The organism is Janibacter corallicola NBRC 107790 (genome assembly GCF_001570965.1).
Taxonomy (GTDB): Bacteria; Actinomycetota; Actinomycetes; order Actinomycetales; family Dermatophilaceae; genus Janibacter; species Janibacter corallicola.
Window position 1 is genome coordinate 1 of the sequence record NZ_BCSR01000013.1, and the last position, 21,141, is coordinate 21,141.

Here is a 21,141-nt window from a genome sequence, read left to right on the forward strand (position 1 = left end):
GTGAGCACCACCACGGACGGACGAAGCGCGCGCTGGGCGGAGCACCGCGAGGAGCGTCGCCGTCAGCTGGTCGAGTCCACGATCCGCACCATCCGGGAACGCGGGGCAGCCGTGGGCATGGATGAGTTCGCCGCTGCCGCAGGCACCTCCAAGACGGTCTTCTACCGGCACTTCACCGACCGGGCAGGCCTGTACCGTGCAGTCGCCGCCCATGTCGACGACCTCATCCTGCGCGACATCCGTGGGGTGCTCGGGGGCCGTACCTCGGAGGAGACCAAGGGCCGCCTCTCTGCCCTGGACGCCGACCCGCGCTCGGTCGTGCGCGCGGCCATCGACGCCTACCTGCGCCTCGTCGAGCGCGACCCGGAGGTCTACCGCTTCGTCATCGCCGCCCCCATCGTCGGCTCGGGGCGCGGCGCCAACGCCGCCGAGGTCGCCGCCTCGGCGACCGGCCACATCGCCACCCAGATCAGCGGCCTCGTCGCCGGCGCCCTCGTCGGCCAGGGCAACGACCCCGCACCGGCCCGGCTGTGGGGGCAGTCCCTCGTCGGCCTCGTGCGCGCCGGCGCCGACGCCTGGCTCGCCGGCCTCACCGGGGAGAACACCCGCGAGGAGGTCACCGAGCACCTCACCGACATGGCGTGGTCCGGGCTGGCCATCGCCTGGACGCGGCAGGCCGACTGACCCCTTCGTCGGGCCTCACGAAGGTCCGCACGTGCTTAGGCTCGGTCCATGAGCGAACCCGCCGACCCGGTCCACGTCCTGCAGCGACTCCTGCGGCTGCCCACCGTCGCCGGGGACGGGGCGGACCCGGCCCCCTTCGTCGAGCTCGCCGACGTGCTGCGCGAGGCCTTCCCCCTCACGCACGCCGCCGGCGAGGTCATCGACGTACCCCCGCACGGGGTGCTCATCCGGGTGCCGGCCGACTCCGACTCCCCCGACGCCGGTGCCGACCCCGTCGTCCTCATGGCGCACATGGACGTCGTCCCGGTCGGGGACGAGAGCCGGTGGACCCACCCGCCGCTCGGCGGGCACGTCGTCGACGGCGTCATCTGGGGGCGAGGGACCCTCGATGACAAGGGGCAGCTCGTCGCGGTGATCGCGGCCGTCGAGTCCCTGCTCGCAGACGGACGCTCCCCGGCCCGGGATGTCTGGCTCTCCTTCGGCAGCGACGAGGAGGTCATGGGCACCGGTGCCCTCGCCGCCGTCGAGGTGCTGCAGGAGCGCGGGATCCACCCGTGGTTCGTGCTGGACGAAGGGGGCGCCGTCGCCGCCGACGCCTTCCCCGGCATCACCCGCCCGCTCGGGGTCGTCGGTGTCTCCGAGAAGGGCGTGCTCTCCCTCCGCCTGACCGCCGCCGGCCGCGGTGGCCACGCGTCCCGCCCGGCGAAGGGTGGCCCCGCCGCGCGCATCGCGGCCGCCATCACCCGTCTGGAGCGCCACCCCTTCCCCGCGCACCTCTCCCCCGCGACGCTGGAGATGTTCCGCCGGCTCGCGCCGCACCTGCCGCGGCCGCTGCGCCCGGTGGTGGAGCGCGCCGACCGGGCGCCGTCCCTGCTGGCGCGCCTGCTCGTCGCCGCCGGGCCGGAGCCGGCCGCCCTCGCCCGCACCACCGTGGCGGTCACGACTCTCACGGGGAGTCCGGCGATCAACGTCAGCCCGACCTCCGTGGAGGCTGGTCTGAACCTGCGCGTCGCCGTCGGGGAGACCACCACCGCGGCCACCGAACGGGTCCGGCACGTCGTGGGGCGCCACGTCGAGGTCCACGTCGACGACGCGCACGAGCCGAGCCCGACCTCGCCGATCGAGGACCCGGCCTTCGCGCTGCTGGAGCAGACGGTGGCGGCCGTCTTCCCGGAGGCGGTGGCCGTCCCCTACGTCATGTACGCCGCAACCGACTCGCGCCACTTCACGGCGATCTGCGAACGGGTCTACCGCTTCGCGCCGTTCCGGATGAGCTCGGAGCAGCGGGAGGCCATCCACAGCTACGACGAGCGGCTCGGAGTCTCCGACTTCCGCGACGGGATCCGTTGGTACCGCACGCTGCTCGACTCCCTCGGGGGCCAGGGAACGCAGGCCGGCCGGTGAGTCCGGCGATCTGGCGGCTCGTCGGCTTCCTCGCGGCCGTCGAGATCGCCTCGGGCGTCCTGCAGGGCTACTACACGCCCGTCTACAGCGACATCGCCGACCACCTCGTCATCGCCGACGGGGACGTCAACTGGTTCGAGGCGGCTCAGCTCATCGTCGCAGCCCTCGCCGTGCCGGTCCTCTCGCGCCTCGGCGACCTGCACGGGCACCGGCGGGTGCTGGTCCTCGCGACGGTGGTCACGGCGGTCGGCGGCTGGGTCGTCGCCTTCGCGCCGGGCTTCTGGACCTTCCTGGTCGGCTGGGCACTGCAGGGTGCCTACACCGTGTGGTTGCCGATGGAGATCGCCATCCTCCACGAGCGTGCCCGCGACCGGCCCGACCCCGATGCCCTGGTGCGAAGAGGGGCGGCACTGCTCGTCATGGCCCTCGAGGTCGGCGTCATCATCGGCGCCCTCGGTGCCGGCGCGCTGGCGCCGATCATCGGCATGACCGCCCTGCTCGCGGTGCCGGCGGCCGCGACGACCCTCGCCCTCGTCGCCGTCCTCGTGGGCGTGCGCGACGTCTCGGCCAGGGCCCCGGGGGGTCTCGACCTGCCCGGGACCGGCCTGCTGGCGCTCGGTCTGCTGCTCGTGCTCGGTGGTCTCGTCCTCGTGCGGCTGCAGGGCGTGGGCAGCGCCCCGGCCTGGCTGCTCATCGTCCTCGGCGGCCTCGTCCTGTGGGTCTTCGTCCGGGTGGAGCGGGACCACCGTTCGCCGCTCATCGACGTCCGGGCACTGGCGGCTCCGGGGATGTGGCCGGTCCAGCTGGCCTCGGGGCTCTTCGGGATGAGCGTGCTCGGCGCGCAGATCCCGCTGTCGACCTTCGCCCGCACCGATCCCGCCCAGGTGGGGTACGGACTCGGGGTCGGGCCCGGCGCGATCTCGGTGCTCATCGGGCTCTACGTCATCTGCATGGCGATCGGCGCGCTGCTCTCACCGGTCGCGGCGCGGCGGTTCGGCGTGCGGTGGATGCTCGTGCTCTCCGCCGCGGTCGTCGCGCTCGGGTACGCGATCTTCATCCCGCTGCACAGCGAGCTGCTGCACGCGATGACCGCCATGGGGGTCGCCGGCATCGGGTCCGGGGCGCTCGTCGCATCCCTGCCTGCCGCGGCGGCGTCCGTCGCCTCCCACGGCGGCACCGCCGAGGCAGCCGGCCTGACGAACGCGACGAAGACCGTCGGGGGGTGCGTCGCATCCGCGGTCTTCGCGGTCGCGCTCGCCTCGACGGGCAGCATCTCGGACCCGACGGCCGGTCACGCGCCGCTCGAGGGGTACCTCGTCGTCTGGGGTGTCTGCTCGGGATCGGCCCTGCTCGCCGCGCTCGCCCTCTGGCGGCTGCCGGTGGTCCCCGTCCCGCGCCGGGTCCGGGGGTAGGGCCTCACCCCGGTCGGTGGGCCGGGTCGCACCGGACGAGGTCGAGGGCGAAGTCGACGTACCACCGGGCGACCTGCTCCGGTGTCGAGGCGCCCCCGTGCCGGTACCACTGGGGGATCGCCGTGCACATCGTCACCACCGCCCGGGCCGCCTCGTGCGGTCGCGGGGTGCCGAATGCCCCCGCCCCGCAGGCCGCGAGCACCTCGAGGTCGATGCGCTCCTGTTCCTCGCGGCGCACCCGGGCGATCCGGTCCCGGGCCGGGCGGGCGAGGCTGCGCATCTCGGTGGCGCCGATGAATCCCAGCTCGCGGCGGTGGCTGTGGAAGAGCGCCTGGCACTCGACGAGCAGCGCGAACCGGCCCCAGGGGTCCACTCCCTCGGCGCTCGCGGCGGTCGTGCGCCCCTGCAGCTCGGACATCGTGTGCTCGAGCAACGTCACGAGCAGCTGCTGCTTGCTCGCGTAGTAGTGGTAGAGACCGGCGACGGAGAGGTCGGCACGCTCGGCGATGCCCCTCATCGTCGAGCCGTGGTAACCGAACTCGAGGAAGCTGGCCAGCGCTCCGCGCAGGGCGGGGTCGAGGTCGAGCGGGGCGTAGTGGCGCCAGTCCCCGACCCCGGGTGCCCCCCGGGTCCCGGCCGCGTCCGCCCACCGCACGTCGCGGATCGGCTCGGCGACCCCGTGCATGAGCAGCCCCGGCCCCACACCGAGGGCGTCCGCGAGGTGGACGACCCGCTCCGAGGACACCCCGACGAGGGCGTTCTCGATCGCACTCACCGTCCCGATGCTCACCCCGAGCTGCCCGGCCAGGGCGCGCACGGTCATGCCGCGGTGCTCCCGGAGTCGACGGACGGTCCGCCCCAGCTCCACCCGGTGCAGGGAGGGCTGCCCAGGGGTGCTCACGCCGGCCCACCTCCCGTCGTCGGATGTTCGGAGTCACTGAACATGATTTTCGTTGACAACGTTACGCCCCCGTACCACGGTGGGGTTCTCACCTCGGCTACCGAGTGATTGTTCTGGTTGACAGTGCTCAAGGAGGAGCCATGACCGACACCGCACCCGACCTGACCGACCTGCTGCGCGATGCCCCGAGCAACTGGGGCAAGTGGGGCCCTGACGACGAGGTGGGCAGCCTGAACTACCTCGGCCCGGAGCAGGTGATCGCCGCCGCAGGGCTGATCCGCAAGGGCTCGGTCTTCCCCATCCAGCGGCTCATCGGCGACCCGAAGGGCGATCCGGTCTGGCCCAGTCGCGAGCCGGCCGTGCGCACCCAGATCTTCGACGAGTCCTCGTGGGACGGTGACGACGCACCGGCCTTCCCCGGTGGCCTGCACTACGCCGACGACAAGATCCTCGCCTTCCTCCAGGGCTCGACGCAGTACGACGCCCTCGGCCACGTCTGGTACGACGGCAAGCTGTGGAACGGCTTCGACGCCCGGACCACCGTCGGCGGCATGAAGAAGGCCAGCGTGCAGCCGATCGCCGATCGTGGTGTCGTCGGGCGTGCCGTGCTGCTGGACATGGCCCGCCACCGCGGCAAGGACAGCCTGGACTCGGCCGAGACCTACACCCACGAGGACCTCGTGGCGTGCGCGAAGCAGCAGGGCGTCGAGCTGCGCAAACGGGACATCATCCTCATCCGCACCAACTACCTCGCCCGCTTCCACGAGCTCGGTGACGCCTTCTACGACGACTTCTGCGAACCGGGCCTGATCTACAGCCCGGAGCTCGTGCAGTGGTTCGCCGACATGGAGATCCCGAACCTCGTCACGGACACGATCGCCAACGAGGTCACCACCGACCCCGAGACCGGTGTCGCGCTCACCCTGCACAACGCCCTCATGCGCAACCTCGGCATCGCCTTCACCGAGATCGTCGACCTCGAGGAGCTCGCCGCCGACTGCGCCGAGGACGGGACCTACGAGGTCTTCTACGCCGCCGCCCCGCTCAAGGTCGCGGAGGGCAGCGGTGCCCCGGTGAACCCGATCGTCATCAAGTGATCCGGCGATGAGCGTCTACGACGACAAGCCGTGGCTGGGCCTCTACGGGGACCAGCCGGCGGAGATCGAACCCGAGTTCGTCTCCGCGCTGGAGATGTTCCGGGCGGGGGTGGATGCCGATCCCGACGGCGACGCCATCCGCTACTTCGACGGGACCCTCACCCGGCGCGAGCTCGACGAGCTCAGCGATGCCCTCGCCGTGGGGCTGCTGGCCGAGGGCTTCGTCGCCGGGGACCGGCTCGCGGTCTACCTGCAGAACGTCCCGCAGTTCGTCATCGCGATGCTCGGCGCGTGGAAGGCCGGCGGGATGCTCGTCTCGATCAACCCGATGAGCCGGGAGCGGGAGCTGCGCTACCTCCTCGAGGACTCCGGCGCCAGCGTCCTGCTGTCCCAGGAGGGTCTGCACGAGGAGGTCGCCCGTCACGTCCTGCCCGACTCGGACGTGCGCCTGGTCCTCACCACGAGCGAGCTGGAGTACCAGAGCCGGATGGACGAGCGCCTCTTCGCCGGGACCGAACGGTCCCGGCGCGAGGGCACGACCGACATGGCCGAGCTCATGGGCCGTCACCGGGGCCAGACCCCGCCACCGGTCTCCCCCGGGGCCGAGGACATCGCCTTCCTCACCTACACCTCGGGCACCACCGGTCAGCCGAAGGGGGCGATGAACACCCACGGGAACGTCGTCTTCACCGCGATGGTCTACCGCGACTGCGCCCGCTTCGGGCCCGGTGGGTCGGTTCTGGCCATCGCGCCGCTCTTCCACATCACCGGGCTCATCGGGCACATCGCCGTGAGCATGCTCGACCCGATCCCGATGGTGCTCGCCTACCGCTTCGAGCCCGGGGTCGTGCTCGATGCGCTGACCGAGCACCGACCGACGTGCACCATCGGGGCGATCACCGCCTTCAACGCGCTGCTGGACCACCCCGACGCCACCCCGGAGCACTTCTCCTCCCTGGAGGCCGTCTACTCCGGCGGGGCACCGATCTCTCCCACCGCCGAACGACGATTCAAGGAGATCACCGGTCGGCAGGTGCACAACGCCTACGGGCTGACCGAGACCACGAGTCCGATGACGCTGACCCCCTTCGGCACCGACTCGCCGGTCGACCCGGACTCCGGGGCGCTGTCCGTGGGTGCCCCGGCGCCCTCGACCATCGTGCGGATCCGGGACGACGACGGGCAGGACCTGCCCCTCGGGGAGGTCGGTGAGATCGTCGCCGAGGGCCCGCAGGTCGTGGCCGGGTACTGGCGCAAGCCCGAGGAGACCGAGGCCTCGCTGCCCGCTGGGGCGCTGCACAGCGGCGACGTCGGTTTCATGAACGACCAGGGCTGGATCTTCATCGTCGACCGCAAGAAGGACATGATCAACGCCTCCGGCTACAAGGTGTGGCCGAGGGAGGTCGAGGACGTCCTGGCCGAGCACCCGGCGGTCCGCGAGGCCGCGGTCGTCGGCGTCCCGGACGAGAAGCGTGGCGAGACCGTCAAGGCCTTCGTCAGCCTGCGCGCCGACCGGACCGCCACCGCGGAGCAGATCATCGACTTCTGCCGGGAACGGATGTCGGCGTACAAGTACCCCCGACAGGTCGAGGTCATCGACGAGCTGCCCAAGACGGTGACGGGCAAGATCCTGCGCCGCCAGCTGCGGGAGTGAGCCGGTGCCGGATCCTGCCGAGGAGGATCTGCCCGGCCTCCCCCTTCGCCGGCTGCACCCGTACCTGGCCGAGCAGGTGCCCGAGATCGGCGACGCCCCGCTCCGGGCGTCGCTGATCTCGGGGGGCCGCTCCAACCTCACCTATCTCCTGACCGACGGCGCCCGCCGCTGGGTGCTGCGCCGCCCGCCGCTCGGGGGCGTGCTCTCGACCGCCCACGACATGGGCCGGGAGTACCGGATGCTCGAGGCGCTGCACCCCGGCGCGGTTCCCGTCCCCCGGCCGATCCACCTGGCGGACGGCGAGGGCGAGGACCTGCTCGGCGCGCCCTTCTTCCTCATGGGCTTCGCCGATGGATCGGTCCTGCGCGAGCCGGAGGAGCTCGCCGCGGTCACCGACCCGGAGGCACTCGGCCGGCGCCTCATGGAGCCGCTGGCCGCGCTGCACGGCACGCCACCCGAGGAGGTCGGGCTCGCCGAGCTCGGGCGTCCCGAGGGGTACCTCGAGCGCCAGCTCGACCGGTGGCTGCGCCAGGTGGCCGCCGTGGACTCCCCGCTGCTCCCCCGCTTCCAGCAGGTCGCCGCCGCACTGGGCGCCGACCGACCGGTGACCCAGCGCGCCTGCCTCGTCCACGGTGACTACCGCCTGGACAACGTGGTCGTGGGGCCGGGACAGGAGATCGTGGCCGTCCTCGACTGGGAGATGGCCACCCGGGGGGACCCGCTCGCCGATGTCGCCTCCACACTCGTGTGGTGGGACGGCATGCGCGGTCTGGACTCCCCCGTCGCCGCCCACCCCGGCGATGTGCCCGGCTACCCCGCGGGTTCGGTGCTCCTCGAGACCTACGCGGCGGGCAGTGACCTCGACCTGGACCAGATCGACTGGTACCTGGGCTTCGCGCTGTACAAGATCGCCGCCATCTTCGAGGGCATCCGGGCCCGTCACGACGCGGGCAAGACCGTCGGCGAGGGCTTCGAGCGACTCGGCCCCCTCGTCCCCCAGCTGCTCGACTCCGCCCGGGCAGCCCACTCCGGACACCCACAGTGAGGAATCGATGAGCACCACCGAACCACTCTCCGCACCCTCCGCCCGAGCCGAGGAGCTGCGCCTCGCGATGCGCGACTTCATGCGCGAGGAGGTCCTGCCCGCGGAGGAGACGTATGCCCGGCAGCGTGCGGAGGGCGGCCGGCACGACCCGCCCCCGGTGATCGAGGAGCTCAAGGAGAGCGCCCGGGCGCGCGGGCTGTGGAACCTCTTCCTCCCGGCGGAGTCCGGTCTGACCCAGCTGGAGTATGCCCACATCGCCGAGCTGTCCGGATGGAGCCTCGAGCTCGGGCCCGAGGCGACGAACTGCGCCGCGCCCGACACCGGGAACATGGAGCTGCTCCACCTCGTCGGCACGCAGGAGCAGCAGGACCGGTGGCTCCGACCGCTCCTGGAGGGGCGGATCCGCTCCGCCTTCGCGATGACCGAGCCGGCCGTGGCCAGCAGCGACGCGACCAACATCCGGACCCGCATCGAGCGCGACGGGGACGGCTACGTCATCAACGGACGCAAGTGGTGGACCAGCGGCGCGATGGATCCGCGCTGCGAGCTGCTCGTCCTCATGGGCCGCACCGACCCCGAGGCGCCGACCCACCGGCAGCAGTCGATGATCCTCGTCCCCGTCGACACCCCCGGCGTACGGGTGGTGCGCGATCTGCCGGTGATGGGCCACCACGACCAGCACGGGCACGCCGTCGTCGAGCTCACCGACGTGCGGGTCCCGGCGGAGAACCTCCTCGGGGACGAAGGGGGTGGCTTCGCCGCGGCGCAGATGCGCCTCGGGCCCGGCCGCATCCACCACTGCATGCGCGCCCTGGGCGCCTCCGAGCGGGCGTTGGCCCTCATGGTCGCCCGCGCCAAGGAACGGGTCGCCTTCGGCGGGCCGCTCAGCGACCAGGGCGTGGTCCAGCAGCAGATCGCCGAGTCCAGGATGGAGATCACCCAGGCACGGCTGATCTGCCACCAGGCCTGCCAGCTGATCGACACCGAGGGGAACCGTGCGGCGAGGCACCTCGTGGCCATGGCCAAGGTCGCCGTGCCCCGGGCAGCCACGCGGGTGATCGACCGCGCGATCCAGGTCCACGGGGGCGCAGGCATCACCGACGTGACCCCCCTGGCCGCGATGTACGCGTGGCACCGCGCCATGCGCCTCTTCGACGGTCCCGACGAGGTCCACCTGCGCTCCTTGGCCCGAGCCGAGCTGGGTGCCGACCCCGAACTGCCGCCGGGGTCTGCCACGATGCCTGTATGAGCGACTCTCCCCGCACCACCGACCCGAGCGCCGAGCAGATCAGGACCGTCCTGGACGGCAGGTGGGGTGAGGTCCGCCAGCAGATGCGGGCCGATCCGGACTTCCCGGTGGCCGTCCCGAACCTCGAGCTCGGGCTGGAGGAGCACCGGGCCCGGACCCTCGAGCTCTGCCGCACCCTGGCCCACGGTGACTTCGTCCTCGGGGCGGTGCCACCCGAGCAGGGCGGCACCGGTGAGCTCGGCCGGGCCATCACCGGTCTGGAGATGCTCGGCCACGGTGATCTCTCGGTGATGGTCAAGGCCGGCGTCCAGTTCGGACTCTTCGGCGGCGCCCTCTCCAACCTCGGCACCACGCGCCACCACGAGACGTACCTGCACGACGCGCTGCGACTCGAGCTGCCCGGCGCCTACGCCATGACCGAGACCGGCCACGGCTCGGACGTGCAGACCCTCCTCACGACGGCGACCTACGACCCGGAGACCGACGAGCTCGTCGTCCACTCCCCCTCCCCGGCCGCCCGCAAGGACTACATCGGAGGGGCCGCCCGGGACGCGCGGATGGCTGCCGTCTTCGCCCAGCTCGTCGTCGGCGACGAGCACCACGGGGTGCACTGCGTGCTCGTGCCGCTGCGCGACGACGGCGGCGACGCGCTCCCCGGGGTGACCATCACCGACTGCGGCCCGAAGATGGGCCTGCGCGGCGTGGACAACGGGCGGCTGCTCTTCGACCACGTCCGGGTGCCGCGGGAGAACCTGCTCGACCGTTTCGGGAGCATCGACGACGCCGGCCACTACTCCTCGTCCATCGAGAGCGTGAACCGTCGCTTCTTCACCATGGTCGGGACCCTCGTCCGCGGCCGCATCACGGTCGGCGCCGCTGCCGGCGCGGCCGCCCGCAACGCCTTGACCATCGCGGTCCGCTACGGGCTCGCGCGCACCCAGTTCCACTACCCCGACGGCGTGCACGAGGTCGCGATCTTGGACTACCGCGGCCACCAGCGCAAGCTCCTCCCCCGCCTGGCGCGCTCCTACGCCCTCGCGCTGGCGCAGAACGCCCTCACCGCACGGCTGCACGACATCACCGTGGGCGAGGAGACCGGGGAGAACGCCCAGCGCGAGCTCGAGGCCCGCGCCGCCGGGCTGAAGGCCGTGACGACCTGGCACGCGACCGACACCATCCAGGCGGCGCGCGAGGCCTGTGGCGGCGCCGGCTACATGAGCGCCAACCGGTTCACCGACCTCAAGGCCGACACCGACGTCTTCGCCACCTTCGAGGGCGACAACACGGTCCTCCTGCAGCTGGTGGCCAAGGGCATGCTCACCGACTACAAGCAGGACTTCGCCGACCTGGACACCACCGGCGCGATCATGTTCGGCGCGCGGCAGCTGACCACCTCGGTCATCGAGCACACGATCGGCGGGTCGATCATCCAGCGCCTGCTCTCCGGTGCCCCGGGACGTGACGGTGACGAGGCGCTGCGGGACCGCGGCGGTCAGCTGGCCCTCTTCGAGGACCGGGAGGCCCACCTGACCGAGTCCCTCGCGATGCGGCTGCGTCGGGCCGGCGATGACGAGACCGACTCCTTCACGGTCTTCAACGACGCCCAGGACCACCTGCTCGAGGCCGCCCGGGCACACATGGACCGGGTGGTCCTCGAGGCCTTCGTCACCGCTGTCGACGAGGCCGCCCAGGGGCCGGGCCGGGACCTGCTGGAGAAGGTCTGCGACCTCTACGTCCTCAGCACCGTCGAGGAGAACCGGGCCTGGTACCTCGAGCACGGCCGCCTGAGCGCCGGCCAGGCGAAGGGCGTCATCGCGCGGGTGGGCGAGCTGTGCGACGAGCTCCGCCCGCACGCGGCCACGCTCGTGGACGCCTTCGCGATCCCGCACGAGTGGCTCACCACCGAGATGATGGCGGACCTGGCCGAGTTCTAAGCGGCGCCGGCCCGCTCACCTGGCGCGGGCCACGCGCCCTTCGTCCCAGACCGGCTCCTCGCTCTCCCGGACCCGGCCGTCCTCGCCGAAGACGAGGAAGCGCTCGAAGCCGCGGGCGAACCACCGGTCATGGGTCACGGCGAGCACCGTGCCGGCAAAGGCCGCGAGTCCTTCCTCGAGCGCCTCGGCCGACTCCACGTCGAGGTTGTCCGTCGGCTCGTCGAGCAGCAGCAGCGTGGCGCCGGAGAGCTCGAGCAGCAGGATCTGGAAGCGGGCCTGCTGGCCGCCGGAGAGCGACTCGAAGGACTGCTCGCCGGAGTGGGCCAGCTCGTAACGGTCGAGCGCCCGACTCGCCGCCTCCCGGCCCATGCCGTCACGGTGGTCGTCCCCGCGATGGAGGACCTGCAGCAGGGTGCGCCCGGTGAGCTCGGGGTGGTCGTGGGTCTGGACGAACCAGCCGGGCCGCACGCGAGCACCGAGCCTGGCCCGACCCGTGTGCTGCACGGGCTCGATGACGGCCTCCCCGACGGGACGGTTCTCCGGCTCCGGGTCGCTGCCGCCACCCGCGAGCAGCCGCAGGAAGTGGGACTTCCCCGAACCATTCGACCCCAGGACCGCGATGCGCTCTCCGTACCAGACCTCCAGGTCGAAGGAGCGCATGAGACCGGTCAGCTCCAGCCGCTCGCAGACGACGGCCCGCTTGCCGGTACGGGCACCACGCAGTCGCATCGTGACCCGCTGCTCGCGCGGCTGCTCGGTCGGCGGGCCCTCCGCCTCGAAGCGCTCCAGCCGGGTGCGGGCCGCCTGGTAGCGGGTGGACATGTCCGAGTTGTAGGCCGCCTTCTGCTTGTACATGAGCATGAGCGAGCGCAGCTTGGCGTGCTCCTCGTCCCACCGCCGGCGCAGCTCCTCGAACCGGGCGAAACGCTCCCTTCGTGCCTCGTGGTAGCTCGCGAAGCCACCCGGGTGGGTCCACACGCGGTTCCCGGCCCGTCCGAGCTCGACGGTGACCACCCGGGTCGCGGTGTTGGCGAGCAGCTCGCGGTCGTGGCTGACGAAGAGGACCGTCTTCTCCGAGGCCCGCAGCGACTCCTCCATCCAGATCTTGCCCGGCACGTCGAGATAGTTGTCCGGCTCGTCCAGGAGGAGCACCTCGTCGGGGCCACGGAGGAGGTACTCCAGGACGAGGCGCTTCTGCTCGCCGCCGGAGAGCGTACTGATCTGCCGGTACCTGCACCGCTCGAAGGGGACACCGAGGGCCGCGGTCGTGCACACGTCCCAGAGGACCTCCTGGTCGTAACCGCCGGCATCGGCGTAGTCGGCCAGGGCGCTCGCGTAGCGCATCTGGGTCCGCTCGTCATCGCTCTCCATCAGGCGCAGCTCGAGGGCGTCGATCTCCCTCGCGGTGGCCCGCACCGCCTCCGGCGTCACGGACAGGAGCAGGTCGGTGACCGTGGGGTCCGCGCCGAGGCCGGCCGCGACGTGCTGTCGCATGACGCCGAGTCCACCGGAGCACACGATGGTGCCCGAGTGGGGTGTCAGCTCCCCGGTCACGAGGCGCAGCAGCGTGGTCTTGCCCGCACCGTTGGCACCGACGAGGGCGACCTTGGCGCCGTCCCCGACCCGGAAGGCCACCTCGTCGAGGAGCACCCGGCCGTCGGAGAGCTCGTACCGCACGCCTGCCACGTCCACATGTCCCACGAATCGGGATGCTCCCAGATCCGCATGTCCGGGGCCACGAATTATCAAGGGAATACCCCTCTGGGGTATAGCATTGACGTGGGGTGAGGCCAGACGCACGGACGCTACCGAGAAGGATGCCGATGACGACCCACCACGACCACGACGACCACGGTGGACACGCGGGGCACGACGACCACGTCGCGATGTTCCGCCGGCTCTTCTGGATCATGCTCGTCCTCGCCGTCCCCGTCGTCGGCTTCTCGCCCGGTTTCGGCATGCTCCTCGGCTACGAGCCGCCGACCTGGGGTGTCTGGGTCGCCGCTGTCCTCGGCACGGTCATGTACCTCTGGGGCGGCAAGCCCTTCCTCACCGGCGGCACCGACGAGATCCGCGACCGAGCCCCGGGCATGATGCTCCTCATCGGGCTGGCGATCACCGTCGCCTTCCTCGCCTCCTGGGGTTCCACCACCGGGCTGCTCGACGAACAGCTGGAGTTCTGGTGGGAGCTGGCCCTGCTGGTGGTCATCATGCTGCTCGGGCACTGGATCGAGATGCGCTCCCTCGCCCGGACCACCTCCGCCCTGGACTCCCTCGCCGAGCTGCTCCCGGACGAGGCCGAGCGGGTCGTCGGCGAGGACGTGGAGATCGTCTCCCCGATGGCGCTGGCCGTCGACGACGTCGTCATCGTCCGCCCCGGTGGGCGCGTCCCGGCCGATGGCGTCGTGGTCGTCGGGGCAGCGAGCGTCGACGAGTCGATGATCACCGGTGAGTCCGCCGCGGTCCGGCGCGAGGAGGGCGACCGGGTCGTGGCAGGCACGATTGCCACCGATTCCGGTCTGCGCGTGGCGATCACGGCCGTGGGTGACGACACCGCCCTGGCCGGCATCAGCCGGCTCGTCGAGGACGCCCAGGCCTCATCCTCGCGGGCGCAGCGCCTCGCGGACCGTGCTGCGGGGTGGCTCTTCTGGTTCGCACTCGGGGCAGCGGTGCTCACCGCGCTGGTGTGGGGACTGCTCGGGCTGCCCGACTCCGCGGTCGTGCGCACGATCACCGTGCTCGTCATCGCCTGCCCGCACGCGCTCGGCCTGGCGATCCCGCTCGTCGTCTCGATCGCGACCGAGCGCGCCGCCCGGGGTGGCGTCCTCATCAAGGACCGGCTGGCGCTGGAGAGCATGCGCACCGTGGACACGGTGCTCTTCGACAAGACCGGCACCCTGACGAAGGGCTCCCCCGCCGTGACCGCGGCCGCACCCGTCGCCGACGTCGCGGAGGACGAGCTCATCGCCCTGGCCGCTGCGGCAGAGTCGGATTCGGAGCACCCGCTGGCTCGCGCGATCGTCGCCGCGGCGGAGCAGCGCGGCCTGTCCGTGCCGGCGGCGCACGACTTCGCCTCCTCCCCCGCCGTCGGGGTCACCGCGACCGTCTCCGGAAGCACCGTGCGCGTCGGCGGTCCCTACCTGCTCGAGGAGGAGGGCGCCGAGGCCGTGGGCGTGGCCGAGGAGTGGGGCCACCAGGGGGCCACCGTCCTGCACGTCCTGGTCGACGGGCAGGTGCGCGGCGCCCTGCGCGTGGCCGACGAGATCCGCCCGGAGTCCCGGGCGACCATCGATGCGCTCCACGCGAAGGGGGTCCAGGTCGCCATGATCACCGGCGACGCCGAGCCGGTGGCCGCCTCCGTCGCGGCGGAGCTGGGGATCGACCGCTACTTCTCCCAGGTCCGTCCGGAGGACAAGGCGGCCAAGGTCGCCGAGCTGCAGTCCGAGGGACGCACGGTCGCCATGGTCGGGGACGGCGTCAACGACGCCCCCGCGCTGGCCGGGGCGGACGTCGGCATCGCGATCGGTGCGGGCACCGACGTGGCCATCGGCTCCGCCGGCGTCGTCCTGGCCTCCGACGACCCGCGGGCCGTGCTCTCGGTTCGGGAGCTCTCCCGGGCCGGGTACGCGAAGATGCAGCAGAACCTGTGGTGGGCCGCCGGCTACAACATCATCGCGGTCCCGCTGGCCGCCGGTGTCCTGGCGCCCATCGGCTTCGTCATGCCGATGTCGGTCGGCGCGATCCTGATGTCGCTCTCCGCGATCATCGTCGCGCTCAACGCCCAGCTCCTGCGGGGGCTCGACCTGCGGCCGGAGGTTATGGTGGCAGGCGGAGCCCGGCCGTAGGGCTCGCGGACGAGGGAGCAGTACCCGCACCACGACAAGACTGACTCACGAAGGAGTCGTCATGGCGTGGTTCGTGCTCGTCGTCTCGGGGATGATGGAGGCGGTCTGGGCCGTCGCCCTGGCCCGGTCCGAGGGCTTCCACCGGGTGGTCCCCAGCGTGCTCTTCGTGGTCTTCCTCGCCGGCAGCCTCGGTGGTCTCGCATGGGCGATGACCTCGCTGCCGACGGGGACGGCGTACGCGGTGTGGACCGGCATCGGCGCGACCCTGACGGCCGTCTGGTCGATGGCCAGCGGCGCCGAGCGTGCCACCACCGCCCGGGTGGGCCTGCTCGTCCTCCTCGTCGGCTGCGTCGTCGGCCTGAAGGCGGTGGCCTGAGATGCCCTGGGTCGTCCTGCTCCTCAGCGCGGTCCTCGAAGCCGTCTGGGCCACCGCGCTCGGGCACTCCGAGGGCTTCTCCCGGCCGGTGGCGACGGTGGTCTTCCTCATCGCCCTGGCGCTCAGTCAGACCGGGCTCGGCTGGGCGGTGAAGACCATCCCCATCGGTACCGGCTACGCCGTCTGGGTGGGCGTGGGAGCGGCCCTGACGGTCGCCTGGGCCATGGCCACGGGTGAGGAGAGCGCCTCGCCGGCGAAGGTGGTCTTCCTCGCCGGGATCATCGCCTCCGTCGTGGGCCTGCGGCTGGTCCCCTCCGGGCCCTCGGAGCGCTGACGAAGGGGGTCAGCGCACCGAGACGATCCGGTGCTCCTTGATGGACATCACGAGCGCGATGATCCACCCGATCACCGTCCAGCCGAGGAGCAGGTTCACCCAGAAGACCGACCAGGCGTTGGCGTTGCCGCGCACGGCCGCGATCGCCCACGGCAGCATGTAGCCGGCGGTGAGGATCGCGACGAGGATGGCGACCGGCGCGCTGACGACGCGTGTCTTCTGGTCCGTGACGATTCTTGCCATGCCCCCAGCCTAGGCTGATGCGGCGACCCGCCAGCACTTCGCACGGCAGTTCGGCCATGGCCCCGGCGGGCGCGCCCGGAATGCCGCGGCTGCGGAGCGCCGAGGGAGGCGAACTGCCGTGCGACATGCCGTGCCCCTCGTCCCGCTAGTCGCTCGGCGGGTCGAGTGAGGGGAAGCGGCGCGGCACCAGGGCCAGTGAGAGCAGGACCGCGACGCCGGCGATGAGCAGCCCGACGAACACCGCATGGGTCGAGGAGTGCAGCGCGGAGCGCATGAACTCCGCCGCCGCTGCCGAGGGACTGCCCAGGAGCGCACCGGTGATGCCGTCGACCGTCTCCGGGACGCTGCCGCGCAGACGGGCCGGCGCGTGATCGAGCTCGCGCAGCAGCACGTGGTTCGTCACCGCGCCGAAGATCGCCGCACCCAGGCTCTGCCCGAGGTACCGGGCGAACATCGCTCCCCCGGTCACCACGCCGCGCTCGGACCAGGTCACCGTCGACTGTAGGCCGACGATCAGGGGGGTCGTGATCAGGCCCATGCCGGCCCCGAGCAAGAGACTGCCCAGCACCGCGACCGCGGTCGTGGTGGTCTCGTCCAGGCTGACGAAGACACCTCCGGCCACGATGAGGAAGAGGGCCCCCACCGCCGCGGTGTCACGAAAGCCGATGCGCAGGTAGAGCCTGCTGGAAAGCGAGGAGGCCACTGGCCACCCGATCGACATGACGGCCAGCACGAAGCCTGCGCCGACCGGGCTGAGACCGCCGACGAACTGGGCCCAGGTGGGAAGGAAGGTGGACAGGCCGATCATCGCCATCCCGGACAGCGCGGTGGCCAGGTACGAACCCGCGGTCAGCCCTCGGGTCCACAGCCAGGGCGGCATGATCGGGTCGCTCGCCCGGTGCTCGACGAGCACCGCGGCCACGGCGCACACGAGGGTCAGGGCGAAGATGGTCACGCTCGGCGTGGACAGCCAGGGCCAGGCCGTCCCGCCCTGGAGCAGGCCGAGGACCCCGAGACCCCCGGTTGCGAAGAGCAGCGCCGCCCCGAGCCAGTCGATGCGGTGCTCGTGCCGTTCGACGTCCTCGTGCAGACGCACGATGATCGTGGCCACGGCCGCGACACCGATCGGGATGTTGACGAAGAAGATCCACCGCCAGCTGGCGTACTGCGCGAAGAGGCCACCCAGCGCCGGCGCCACGACCGCGGAGATGCCCCACACGCTGGACAGGTATCCCTGGATCCGGCCGCGCTCGGCGACGGTGTACATGTCCCCGGCCAGGGTCTGCACGGTGGCGCCGATCGCACCGGCCCCCAGTCCCTGCAGGCCGCGGAAGGCGATGAGACTGATCATGTCCCAGGCAGCGCCGGACAGGACCGACCCGAGCAGGAAGACGATCGCCCCGACGACGAGGACCGGCTTGCGTCCGTAGATGTCGGCGAACTTGCCGTAGACCGGGATGGTGACGGTCTGGGCGAGCAGGTAGATCGAGAAGACCCACCCGACGAGGGCGAACCCGCCCAGGTCACCGACGACCTGCGGGACGGCCGTCGCGACGATCGTCGTGTCCATCGCGATCAGGGCCATCGCGAGGACGAGTGCGACCAGGACCGGTGTCCGTGGGTCGCTCAGGCGGGATGTCACCAGAGGATCGCCGCAGACGCCGACGTGCGCTCCTCCGGCGACGTCGATGGTGGACGTGAAGGGACTCGAACCCCTGACCTCTCGCGTGTGAAGCGAACGCTCTAACCAGCTGAGCTACACGTCCGTGGTGCTCCCCGCACCGGCGTCCCGGTCGGGCAACGGGATGAGAGTACCCGGTCCCCTCCCCCGGGGACGAATCGCCCCCGGGCGCGGTGGGTGCCGGGCTTCACGCGCGGTGCAGGCCAGGCACCATGAGCAGCAGGTCCTCGACCTGGTCGGGCGTCCAGCCGGGCACGCCGGTGAGCAGGAGTGCGACGTAGAAGCACAACCATCCGAAGGCCGCCGAGAGCATGAGCATCGGCGCCTTCGCCTTCCACGGCAGCGCCATCGCGTACTGCTCGAAGGCCTTCACCTCGGCCTTGACGAACTGGGTCACCCGGCGGGCCCAGATGAACTCCGTGCTCCACAGGAAGAGCCCGACGAAGATGGTCGCCCAGCCGGGACCGACGAGCGGCACCATCGGGATGCCGACGATGATCAGCGCCAGGCCGAGCAGACCGATGACGACCCGGTAGAGCGGAGCCGCGACGGGATGGCATCGCACGGCGCGGCGCCACCGGACGGGGTCCTCGCTCGCGTCGATGCGCCCGTCGTCACCGAACCGCTCGCGCAGCTCGGCACGCACGATCGCGTGGTGGTCCCGCCGCACGTCGCGGTAGGGCCGCCGGTTCCCCTCGCCGTCCCGGCCGCGGCCTGACCACGGTGGGGGCCCGCCCCCTTCGTCCACGTCCACCTGCTCGCCCACGACCATCCCCTCGTGGTTCACGGATTCATGTCCTGGACGGATCGCCGGGCGAAGGCCGCACGCACCCGCTCCGTCACCGGCCCGGGCGCGGCGAGCTCCCGGTCGTCGATGCGGTGGATCGGGTGCACGTCGCGGGTGGTGCCGGTGAGGAAGGCCTCGTCGGCGCTCTCGAGAACGCCCATCGGCAACGCCTCCTCGCGGACCTCGAGCCCGGCCTCCCTGGCCCACTCGATGGTCAGCTCACGAGTGATCCCCGCCAGGGGCCCGCTCTCCAGCGGTGGGGTCAGGACGATCCCGTCGACGACGACGAAGATGTTGCTCCCGGTCGCCTCGCACAGCTCGTCCCGGGTGTTGCCGAAGATGGCCTCGGTGGCCCCCTTCGCCTTGGCGGCGGCGAGCGCGATGACGTTGTCGGCGTAGGAGGTCGTCTTCAGACCGGCCGTCGCGGCGCGCTCGTTGCGCGTCCACGGGACGGTGGCCACCGCGACCGTCTCCGGGGGCGGGGGCACCTCCGTCGCGGCGACGATGTAGGTGAGCCCCTCCTGCAGCCGGTCCGACCCGAGCGGACCCGCCCCGCCGGTGACCGTGTAGCGCAGCCGACCGAAGGCGATCGTCTCCCCCGCCGCCAGGACGGCCTTGACACCCTCCTCGATACGGGCGTGGTCCGCCGGCTGCAGGCCGAGGCCGGCGAGGGTGCGGTCCAGCCGGGCGAGGTGGCGGTCCGCGGCGAAGACCTCGCCGCCGACGATCTTGCAGGTCTCGAAGGCCCCGTCACCGACCGTGATCCCGTGGTCGAGTGCCGCCAGCGCCGGTTCGTCCCCCGCGACGAGCCGCCCGTCGACCCATACCCGCACGTCCTCGCTCATGTCCCCACTCTTCCAGATCCCCGCCGTCTGCCGAAGTGGTACCCCTCGAGCGGCAATCCTCCGGCAACCTGCCAGCGCAGTCTGGCCCAGTTGACAGCCCGCCATTTATCGTGAGGGCGCTATCGCTCCGGGGGAAGGATGGTGAAGGGCCGTTCCTCGGCAGGGAACGGCCCTTCACCGCACGATCAGGTGCGGTAGCACGTGTCAGGACCCCTCGTGGGGCATCGTGGAGGTATGAGCAAGTCATCGCGGGGGGCAGCGGTGCTCAGGGCTGCCCGTGCCGACGCGAAGCTCACCCAGGCCGAGCTCGGCCACCGCTCAGGGGTGAGCGTCCGCACGATCCGTGGTCTCGAGCGCGGGGAGATCCTGCGGCCCCAGATCGCCACGCTGCAGCAGCTCGCCCTGGGCCTCGACCTGGGTCCGCGGGCACAGACGGAGTTCATGCACGGCTGGGCCACCGAGGGACCGGCCAGCTTCGACGGGCTGCTCGTCGACCCGAGCATGAGCGAGATGGAGCAGATCGACTCCCTCACTCGCGCCGGTCTCGGGAACTACCGCGTCATCAGCCAGATCTGGCGGACCCATGTCTCCGCGGACCGGCGGCTGAGCCGCACCGCGTGCCACTCCAGCATCTGCGCCGTGGAAGACGGCCTGGACCGCGTCTTCAACGTGCAGGTCGGCGACCAGTCCTCCTCCGCGAAGGACCTGGAATTCACGCCCCTCCTCGGCTGCCATCTCATCAGCCGCCGGTTCTTCCCCGAGAGCGACGTCGTCGTCTTCGAGGTGGGGCTGCCCGAGGCGCTGCCGAAGGGGGCGAACCACGCCTATGCCTACGAGGTGTGCGACACCGGCCACGGTCGCCGGGGGCCCGGCTCCGACGGCTTCGTCTGGGGGCCGACGCACACCGCGCGCTCCATCGTCGTCTCGGTGGAGTTCGAGGTGTGCCCCGGCCGGATCACCCACGTGGAGAAGGCGCCCGGCGAGGACTTCCGCTTCCTCGAGGAGGCCCGCCTCGATGCCGAGAACCGCACCACACTCGTCCTCGAGGACGTCGGCCCGGGGGCGTTCGGTTTCAGCTGGGAGTGGTGATCAGCGCCGCCGCGGCTCCATGGGCGGGAACTCGCCGTCGTCGCTGCCGTCGTCGCCGCCGAAGAGCAGGTTCTGCAGCATCACCTGCACCTCCTCCACGTGCGGCACGTCGTACAGCTCCATCCCCGCCTTCTCGGTGGCATCGGAGACCACGAGGGTGCCGCAGCCGAGGATCCGGTCCAGGACCCCCTTCTCCATCGCCACGTCGTTGATCCGGTAGAGGGGGATGTCGCGGCCCTTCTTCGTCAGGAGTCCGTACCGGTGGCTGATCCGACGGTTGGTGAAGACGTAGTGGGTCGAGCTCCAGCGCCACACCGGAAGAACGGTCGCGAGCCAGACGAGGACCACGGCGAGGACGGCGACGACGAGCAGCGCCCACCGGCCCCACGAGGTGCCCTCACCGAAGGCCGCGACGCCGATGAGGGCCACCACGGCGACGACGAGCACGATGATCGGGCCGACGAGGGCCTTCCAGTGCGTGCGCAGGTCGGCCTGGATCTCCTCGCCGTCGGCGAGCTGACTGGGCTTCATGGCCTCATCCCACCACGACGCGCAGGAGGC

The 21,141-nt window shown here is 71.7% G+C and carries 19 protein-coding genes, 1 tRNA gene and 1 riboswitch; of the genes, 12 read left to right on the top strand and 8 right to left on the bottom strand.

Annotated features, from left to right (window positions below; translation table 11 throughout):
- The 3 genes from JCO01S_RS06985 to JCO01S_RS06995 all read left to right on the top strand — a co-directional run.
- Window positions 1-684 (top strand): TetR/AcrR family transcriptional regulator (locus JCO01S_RS06985; protein ID WP_369407284.1); only part of this gene is annotated, 684 nt, incomplete at its 5' end.
- A gap of 48 nt (window positions 685-732) precedes the next feature.
- Window positions 733-2,088, top strand: coding sequence for a M20/M25/M40 family metallo-hydrolase (locus JCO01S_RS06990; RefSeq protein ID WP_068252887.1), 1,356 nt, complete (start codon window positions 733-735; stop codon window positions 2,086-2,088).
- Window positions 2,085-3,500 carry an MFS transporter gene (locus JCO01S_RS06995; RefSeq protein WP_068252890.1) on the top strand — a complete coding sequence of 472 codons (1,416 nt, stop codon included), beginning with the start codon at window positions 2,085-2,087 and terminating at the stop codon, window positions 3,498-3,500. The genes JCO01S_RS06990 and JCO01S_RS06995 overlap by 4 nt, the downstream gene beginning before the upstream one ends.
- 4 nt (window positions 3,501-3,504) lie before the next feature.
- Here JCO01S_RS06995 and JCO01S_RS07000 read toward each other — a convergent pair whose 3' ends face one another.
- Entirely contained in the window at window positions 3,505-4,401 is an 897-nt protein-coding gene (locus tag JCO01S_RS07000; RefSeq protein WP_068252892.1) for a TetR-type transcription factor C-terminal domain-containing protein, read from the bottom strand.
- A gap of 140 nt (window positions 4,402-4,541) precedes the next feature.
- Between JCO01S_RS07000 and JCO01S_RS07005 the strand changes: the two genes are divergently transcribed.
- The 5 genes from JCO01S_RS07005 to JCO01S_RS07025 are packed head-to-tail and all read left to right on the top strand — an operon-like array spanning window position 4,542 to window position 11,380.
- Window positions 4,542-5,498 (top strand): cyclase family protein, encoded by a 957-nt coding sequence (locus JCO01S_RS07005; RefSeq protein WP_068252895.1) that lies wholly within the window; start codon window positions 4,542-4,544, stop codon window positions 5,496-5,498.
- A 7-nt stretch (window positions 5,499-5,505) separates the two neighbouring features.
- Window positions 5,506-7,152: a class I adenylate-forming enzyme family protein gene (locus JCO01S_RS07010; RefSeq protein ID WP_068252898.1), complete on the top strand. Its 1,647-nt coding sequence runs from the start codon at window positions 5,506-5,508 to the stop codon at window positions 7,150-7,152.
- Between the two features lie 4 nt (window positions 7,153-7,156).
- A complete protein-coding gene (locus JCO01S_RS16080; RefSeq protein ID WP_068252901.1) occupies window positions 7,157-8,197 on the top strand; it encodes a phosphotransferase family protein in 1,041 nt (346 codons plus the stop codon).
- Window positions 8,198-8,204: 7 nt separating this feature from the next.
- Complete coding sequence (locus tag JCO01S_RS07020) at window positions 8,205-9,446, top strand: acyl-CoA dehydrogenase family protein (protein WP_068252903.1); 1,242 nt, start codon at window positions 8,205-8,207, stop codon at window positions 9,444-9,446.
- Complete coding sequence (locus JCO01S_RS07025) at window positions 9,443-11,380, top strand: acyl-CoA dehydrogenase family protein (protein ID WP_068252906.1); 1,938 nt, start codon at window positions 9,443-9,445, stop codon at window positions 11,378-11,380. The genes JCO01S_RS07020 and JCO01S_RS07025 overlap by 4 nt, the downstream gene beginning before the upstream one ends.
- A 15-nt stretch (window positions 11,381-11,395) precedes the next feature.
- Here JCO01S_RS07025 and JCO01S_RS07030 read toward each other — a convergent pair whose 3' ends face one another.
- Window positions 11,396-13,081 (bottom strand): ABC-F family ATP-binding cassette domain-containing protein, encoded by a 1,686-nt coding sequence (locus JCO01S_RS07030; RefSeq protein WP_068252909.1) that lies wholly within the window; start codon window positions 13,079-13,081, stop codon window positions 11,396-11,398.
- Between the two features lie 122 nt (window positions 13,082-13,203).
- On the opposite strand from JCO01S_RS07030, the gene JCO01S_RS07035 reads away from it, so the two are divergent.
- From JCO01S_RS07035 to JCO01S_RS07045, 3 genes are all read left to right on the top strand, one after another.
- Window positions 13,204-15,225, top strand: a complete 2,022-nt coding sequence (locus JCO01S_RS07035) for a heavy metal translocating P-type ATPase (RefSeq protein ID WP_245634354.1) — start codon at window positions 13,204-13,206, stop codon at window positions 15,223-15,225.
- Window positions 15,209-15,275, top strand: a riboswitch (guanidine-III (ykkC-III) riboswitch). It overlaps the preceding gene by 17 nt.
- 11 nt (window positions 15,276-15,286) lie before the next feature.
- Window positions 15,287-15,601 carry a DMT family transporter gene (locus JCO01S_RS07040; protein ID WP_068252915.1) on the top strand — a complete coding sequence of 105 codons (315 nt, stop codon included), beginning with the start codon at window positions 15,287-15,289 and terminating at the stop codon, window positions 15,599-15,601.
- 1 nt (window position 15,602) lies between these two features.
- Window positions 15,603-15,935: a DMT family transporter gene (locus JCO01S_RS07045; protein ID WP_068252918.1), complete on the top strand. Its 333-nt coding sequence runs from the start codon at window positions 15,603-15,605 to the stop codon at window positions 15,933-15,935.
- A 9-nt stretch (window positions 15,936-15,944) separates the two neighbouring features.
- Here JCO01S_RS07045 and JCO01S_RS07050 read toward each other — a convergent pair whose 3' ends face one another.
- The 5 genes from JCO01S_RS07050 to JCO01S_RS07070 form a co-directional block, all read right to left on the bottom strand.
- On the bottom strand, window positions 15,945-16,178 hold the full coding sequence (locus JCO01S_RS07050) for a superinfection immunity protein (RefSeq protein ID WP_068252921.1): 234 nt from the start codon (window positions 16,176-16,178) through the stop codon (window positions 15,945-15,947).
- Between the two features lie 145 nt (window positions 16,179-16,323).
- Window positions 16,324-17,820, bottom strand: coding sequence for an MDR family MFS transporter (locus JCO01S_RS07055; protein WP_218002241.1), 1,497 nt, complete (start codon window positions 17,818-17,820; stop codon window positions 16,324-16,326).
- A gap of 47 nt (window positions 17,821-17,867) precedes the next feature.
- A tRNA-Val gene (locus JCO01S_RS07060) sits at window positions 17,868-17,944 on the bottom strand.
- A gap of 102 nt (window positions 17,945-18,046) precedes the next feature.
- Window positions 18,047-18,646, bottom strand: a complete 600-nt coding sequence (locus JCO01S_RS07065; RefSeq protein ID WP_068252926.1) for a PGPGW domain-containing protein — start codon at window positions 18,644-18,646, stop codon at window positions 18,047-18,049.
- Entirely contained in the window at window positions 18,643-19,491 is an 849-nt protein-coding gene (locus JCO01S_RS07070; RefSeq protein ID WP_218002242.1) for an aminotransferase class IV, read from the bottom strand. The genes JCO01S_RS07065 and JCO01S_RS07070 overlap by 4 nt, the downstream gene beginning before the upstream one ends.
- Before the next feature lie 234 nt (window positions 19,492-19,725).
- Here JCO01S_RS07070 and JCO01S_RS16085 point away from each other — a divergent pair, with 234 nt between their 5' ends.
- Window positions 19,726-20,580: a helix-turn-helix domain-containing protein gene (locus JCO01S_RS16085; RefSeq protein ID WP_084342714.1), complete on the top strand. Its 855-nt coding sequence runs from the start codon at window positions 19,726-19,728 to the stop codon at window positions 20,578-20,580.
- On the opposite strand, the gene JCO01S_RS07080 is transcribed toward JCO01S_RS16085, so the two are convergent.
- Window positions 20,581-21,111 carry a PH domain-containing protein gene (locus JCO01S_RS07080; protein ID WP_068252932.1) on the bottom strand — a complete coding sequence of 177 codons (531 nt, stop codon included), beginning with the start codon at window positions 21,109-21,111 and terminating at the stop codon, window positions 20,581-20,583.
- Between the last annotated feature and the right edge of the window lie 30 nt (window positions 21,112-21,141).

Excerpts from the sequence above, each read along its gene's own strand:
- JCO01S_RS07040 (WP_068252915.1), top strand. The coding sequence starts at position 15,287 with ATGGCGTGGTTCGTGCTCGTCGTCTCGGGGATGATGGAGGCGGTCTGG.
- JCO01S_RS07035 (WP_245634354.1), top strand. The coding sequence starts at position 13,204 with ATGACGACCCACCACGACCACGACGACCACGGTGGACACGCGGGGCAC.
- JCO01S_RS06990 (WP_068252887.1), top strand. The coding sequence starts at position 733 with ATGAGCGAACCCGCCGACCCGGTCCACGTCCTGCAGCGACTCCTGCGG.
- JCO01S_RS07050 (WP_068252921.1), bottom strand. The coding sequence starts at position 16,178 with ATGGCAAGAATCGTCACGGACCAGAAGACACGCGTCGTCAGCGCGCCG.
- JCO01S_RS07070 (WP_218002242.1), bottom strand. The coding sequence starts at position 19,491 with ATGAGCGAGGACGTGCGGGTATGGGTCGACGGGCGGCTCGTCGCGGGG.
- JCO01S_RS07045 (WP_068252918.1), top strand. The coding sequence starts at position 15,603 with ATGCCCTGGGTCGTCCTGCTCCTCAGCGCGGTCCTCGAAGCCGTCTGG.
- JCO01S_RS07080 (WP_068252932.1), bottom strand. The coding sequence starts at position 21,111 with ATGAAGCCCAGTCAGCTCGCCGACGGCGAGGAGATCCAGGCCGACCTG.
- JCO01S_RS07025 (WP_068252906.1), top strand. The coding sequence starts at position 9,443 with ATGAGCGACTCTCCCCGCACCACCGACCCGAGCGCCGAGCAGATCAGG.
- JCO01S_RS07005 (WP_068252895.1), top strand. The coding sequence starts at position 4,542 with ATGACCGACACCGCACCCGACCTGACCGACCTGCTGCGCGATGCCCCG.
- JCO01S_RS07020 (WP_068252903.1), top strand. The coding sequence starts at position 8,205 with ATGAGCACCACCGAACCACTCTCCGCACCCTCCGCCCGAGCCGAGGAG.
- JCO01S_RS16085 (WP_084342714.1), top strand. The coding sequence starts at position 19,726 with ATGAGCAAGTCATCGCGGGGGGCAGCGGTGCTCAGGGCTGCCCGTGCC.
- JCO01S_RS07010 (WP_068252898.1), top strand. The coding sequence starts at position 5,506 with ATGAGCGTCTACGACGACAAGCCGTGGCTGGGCCTCTACGGGGACCAG.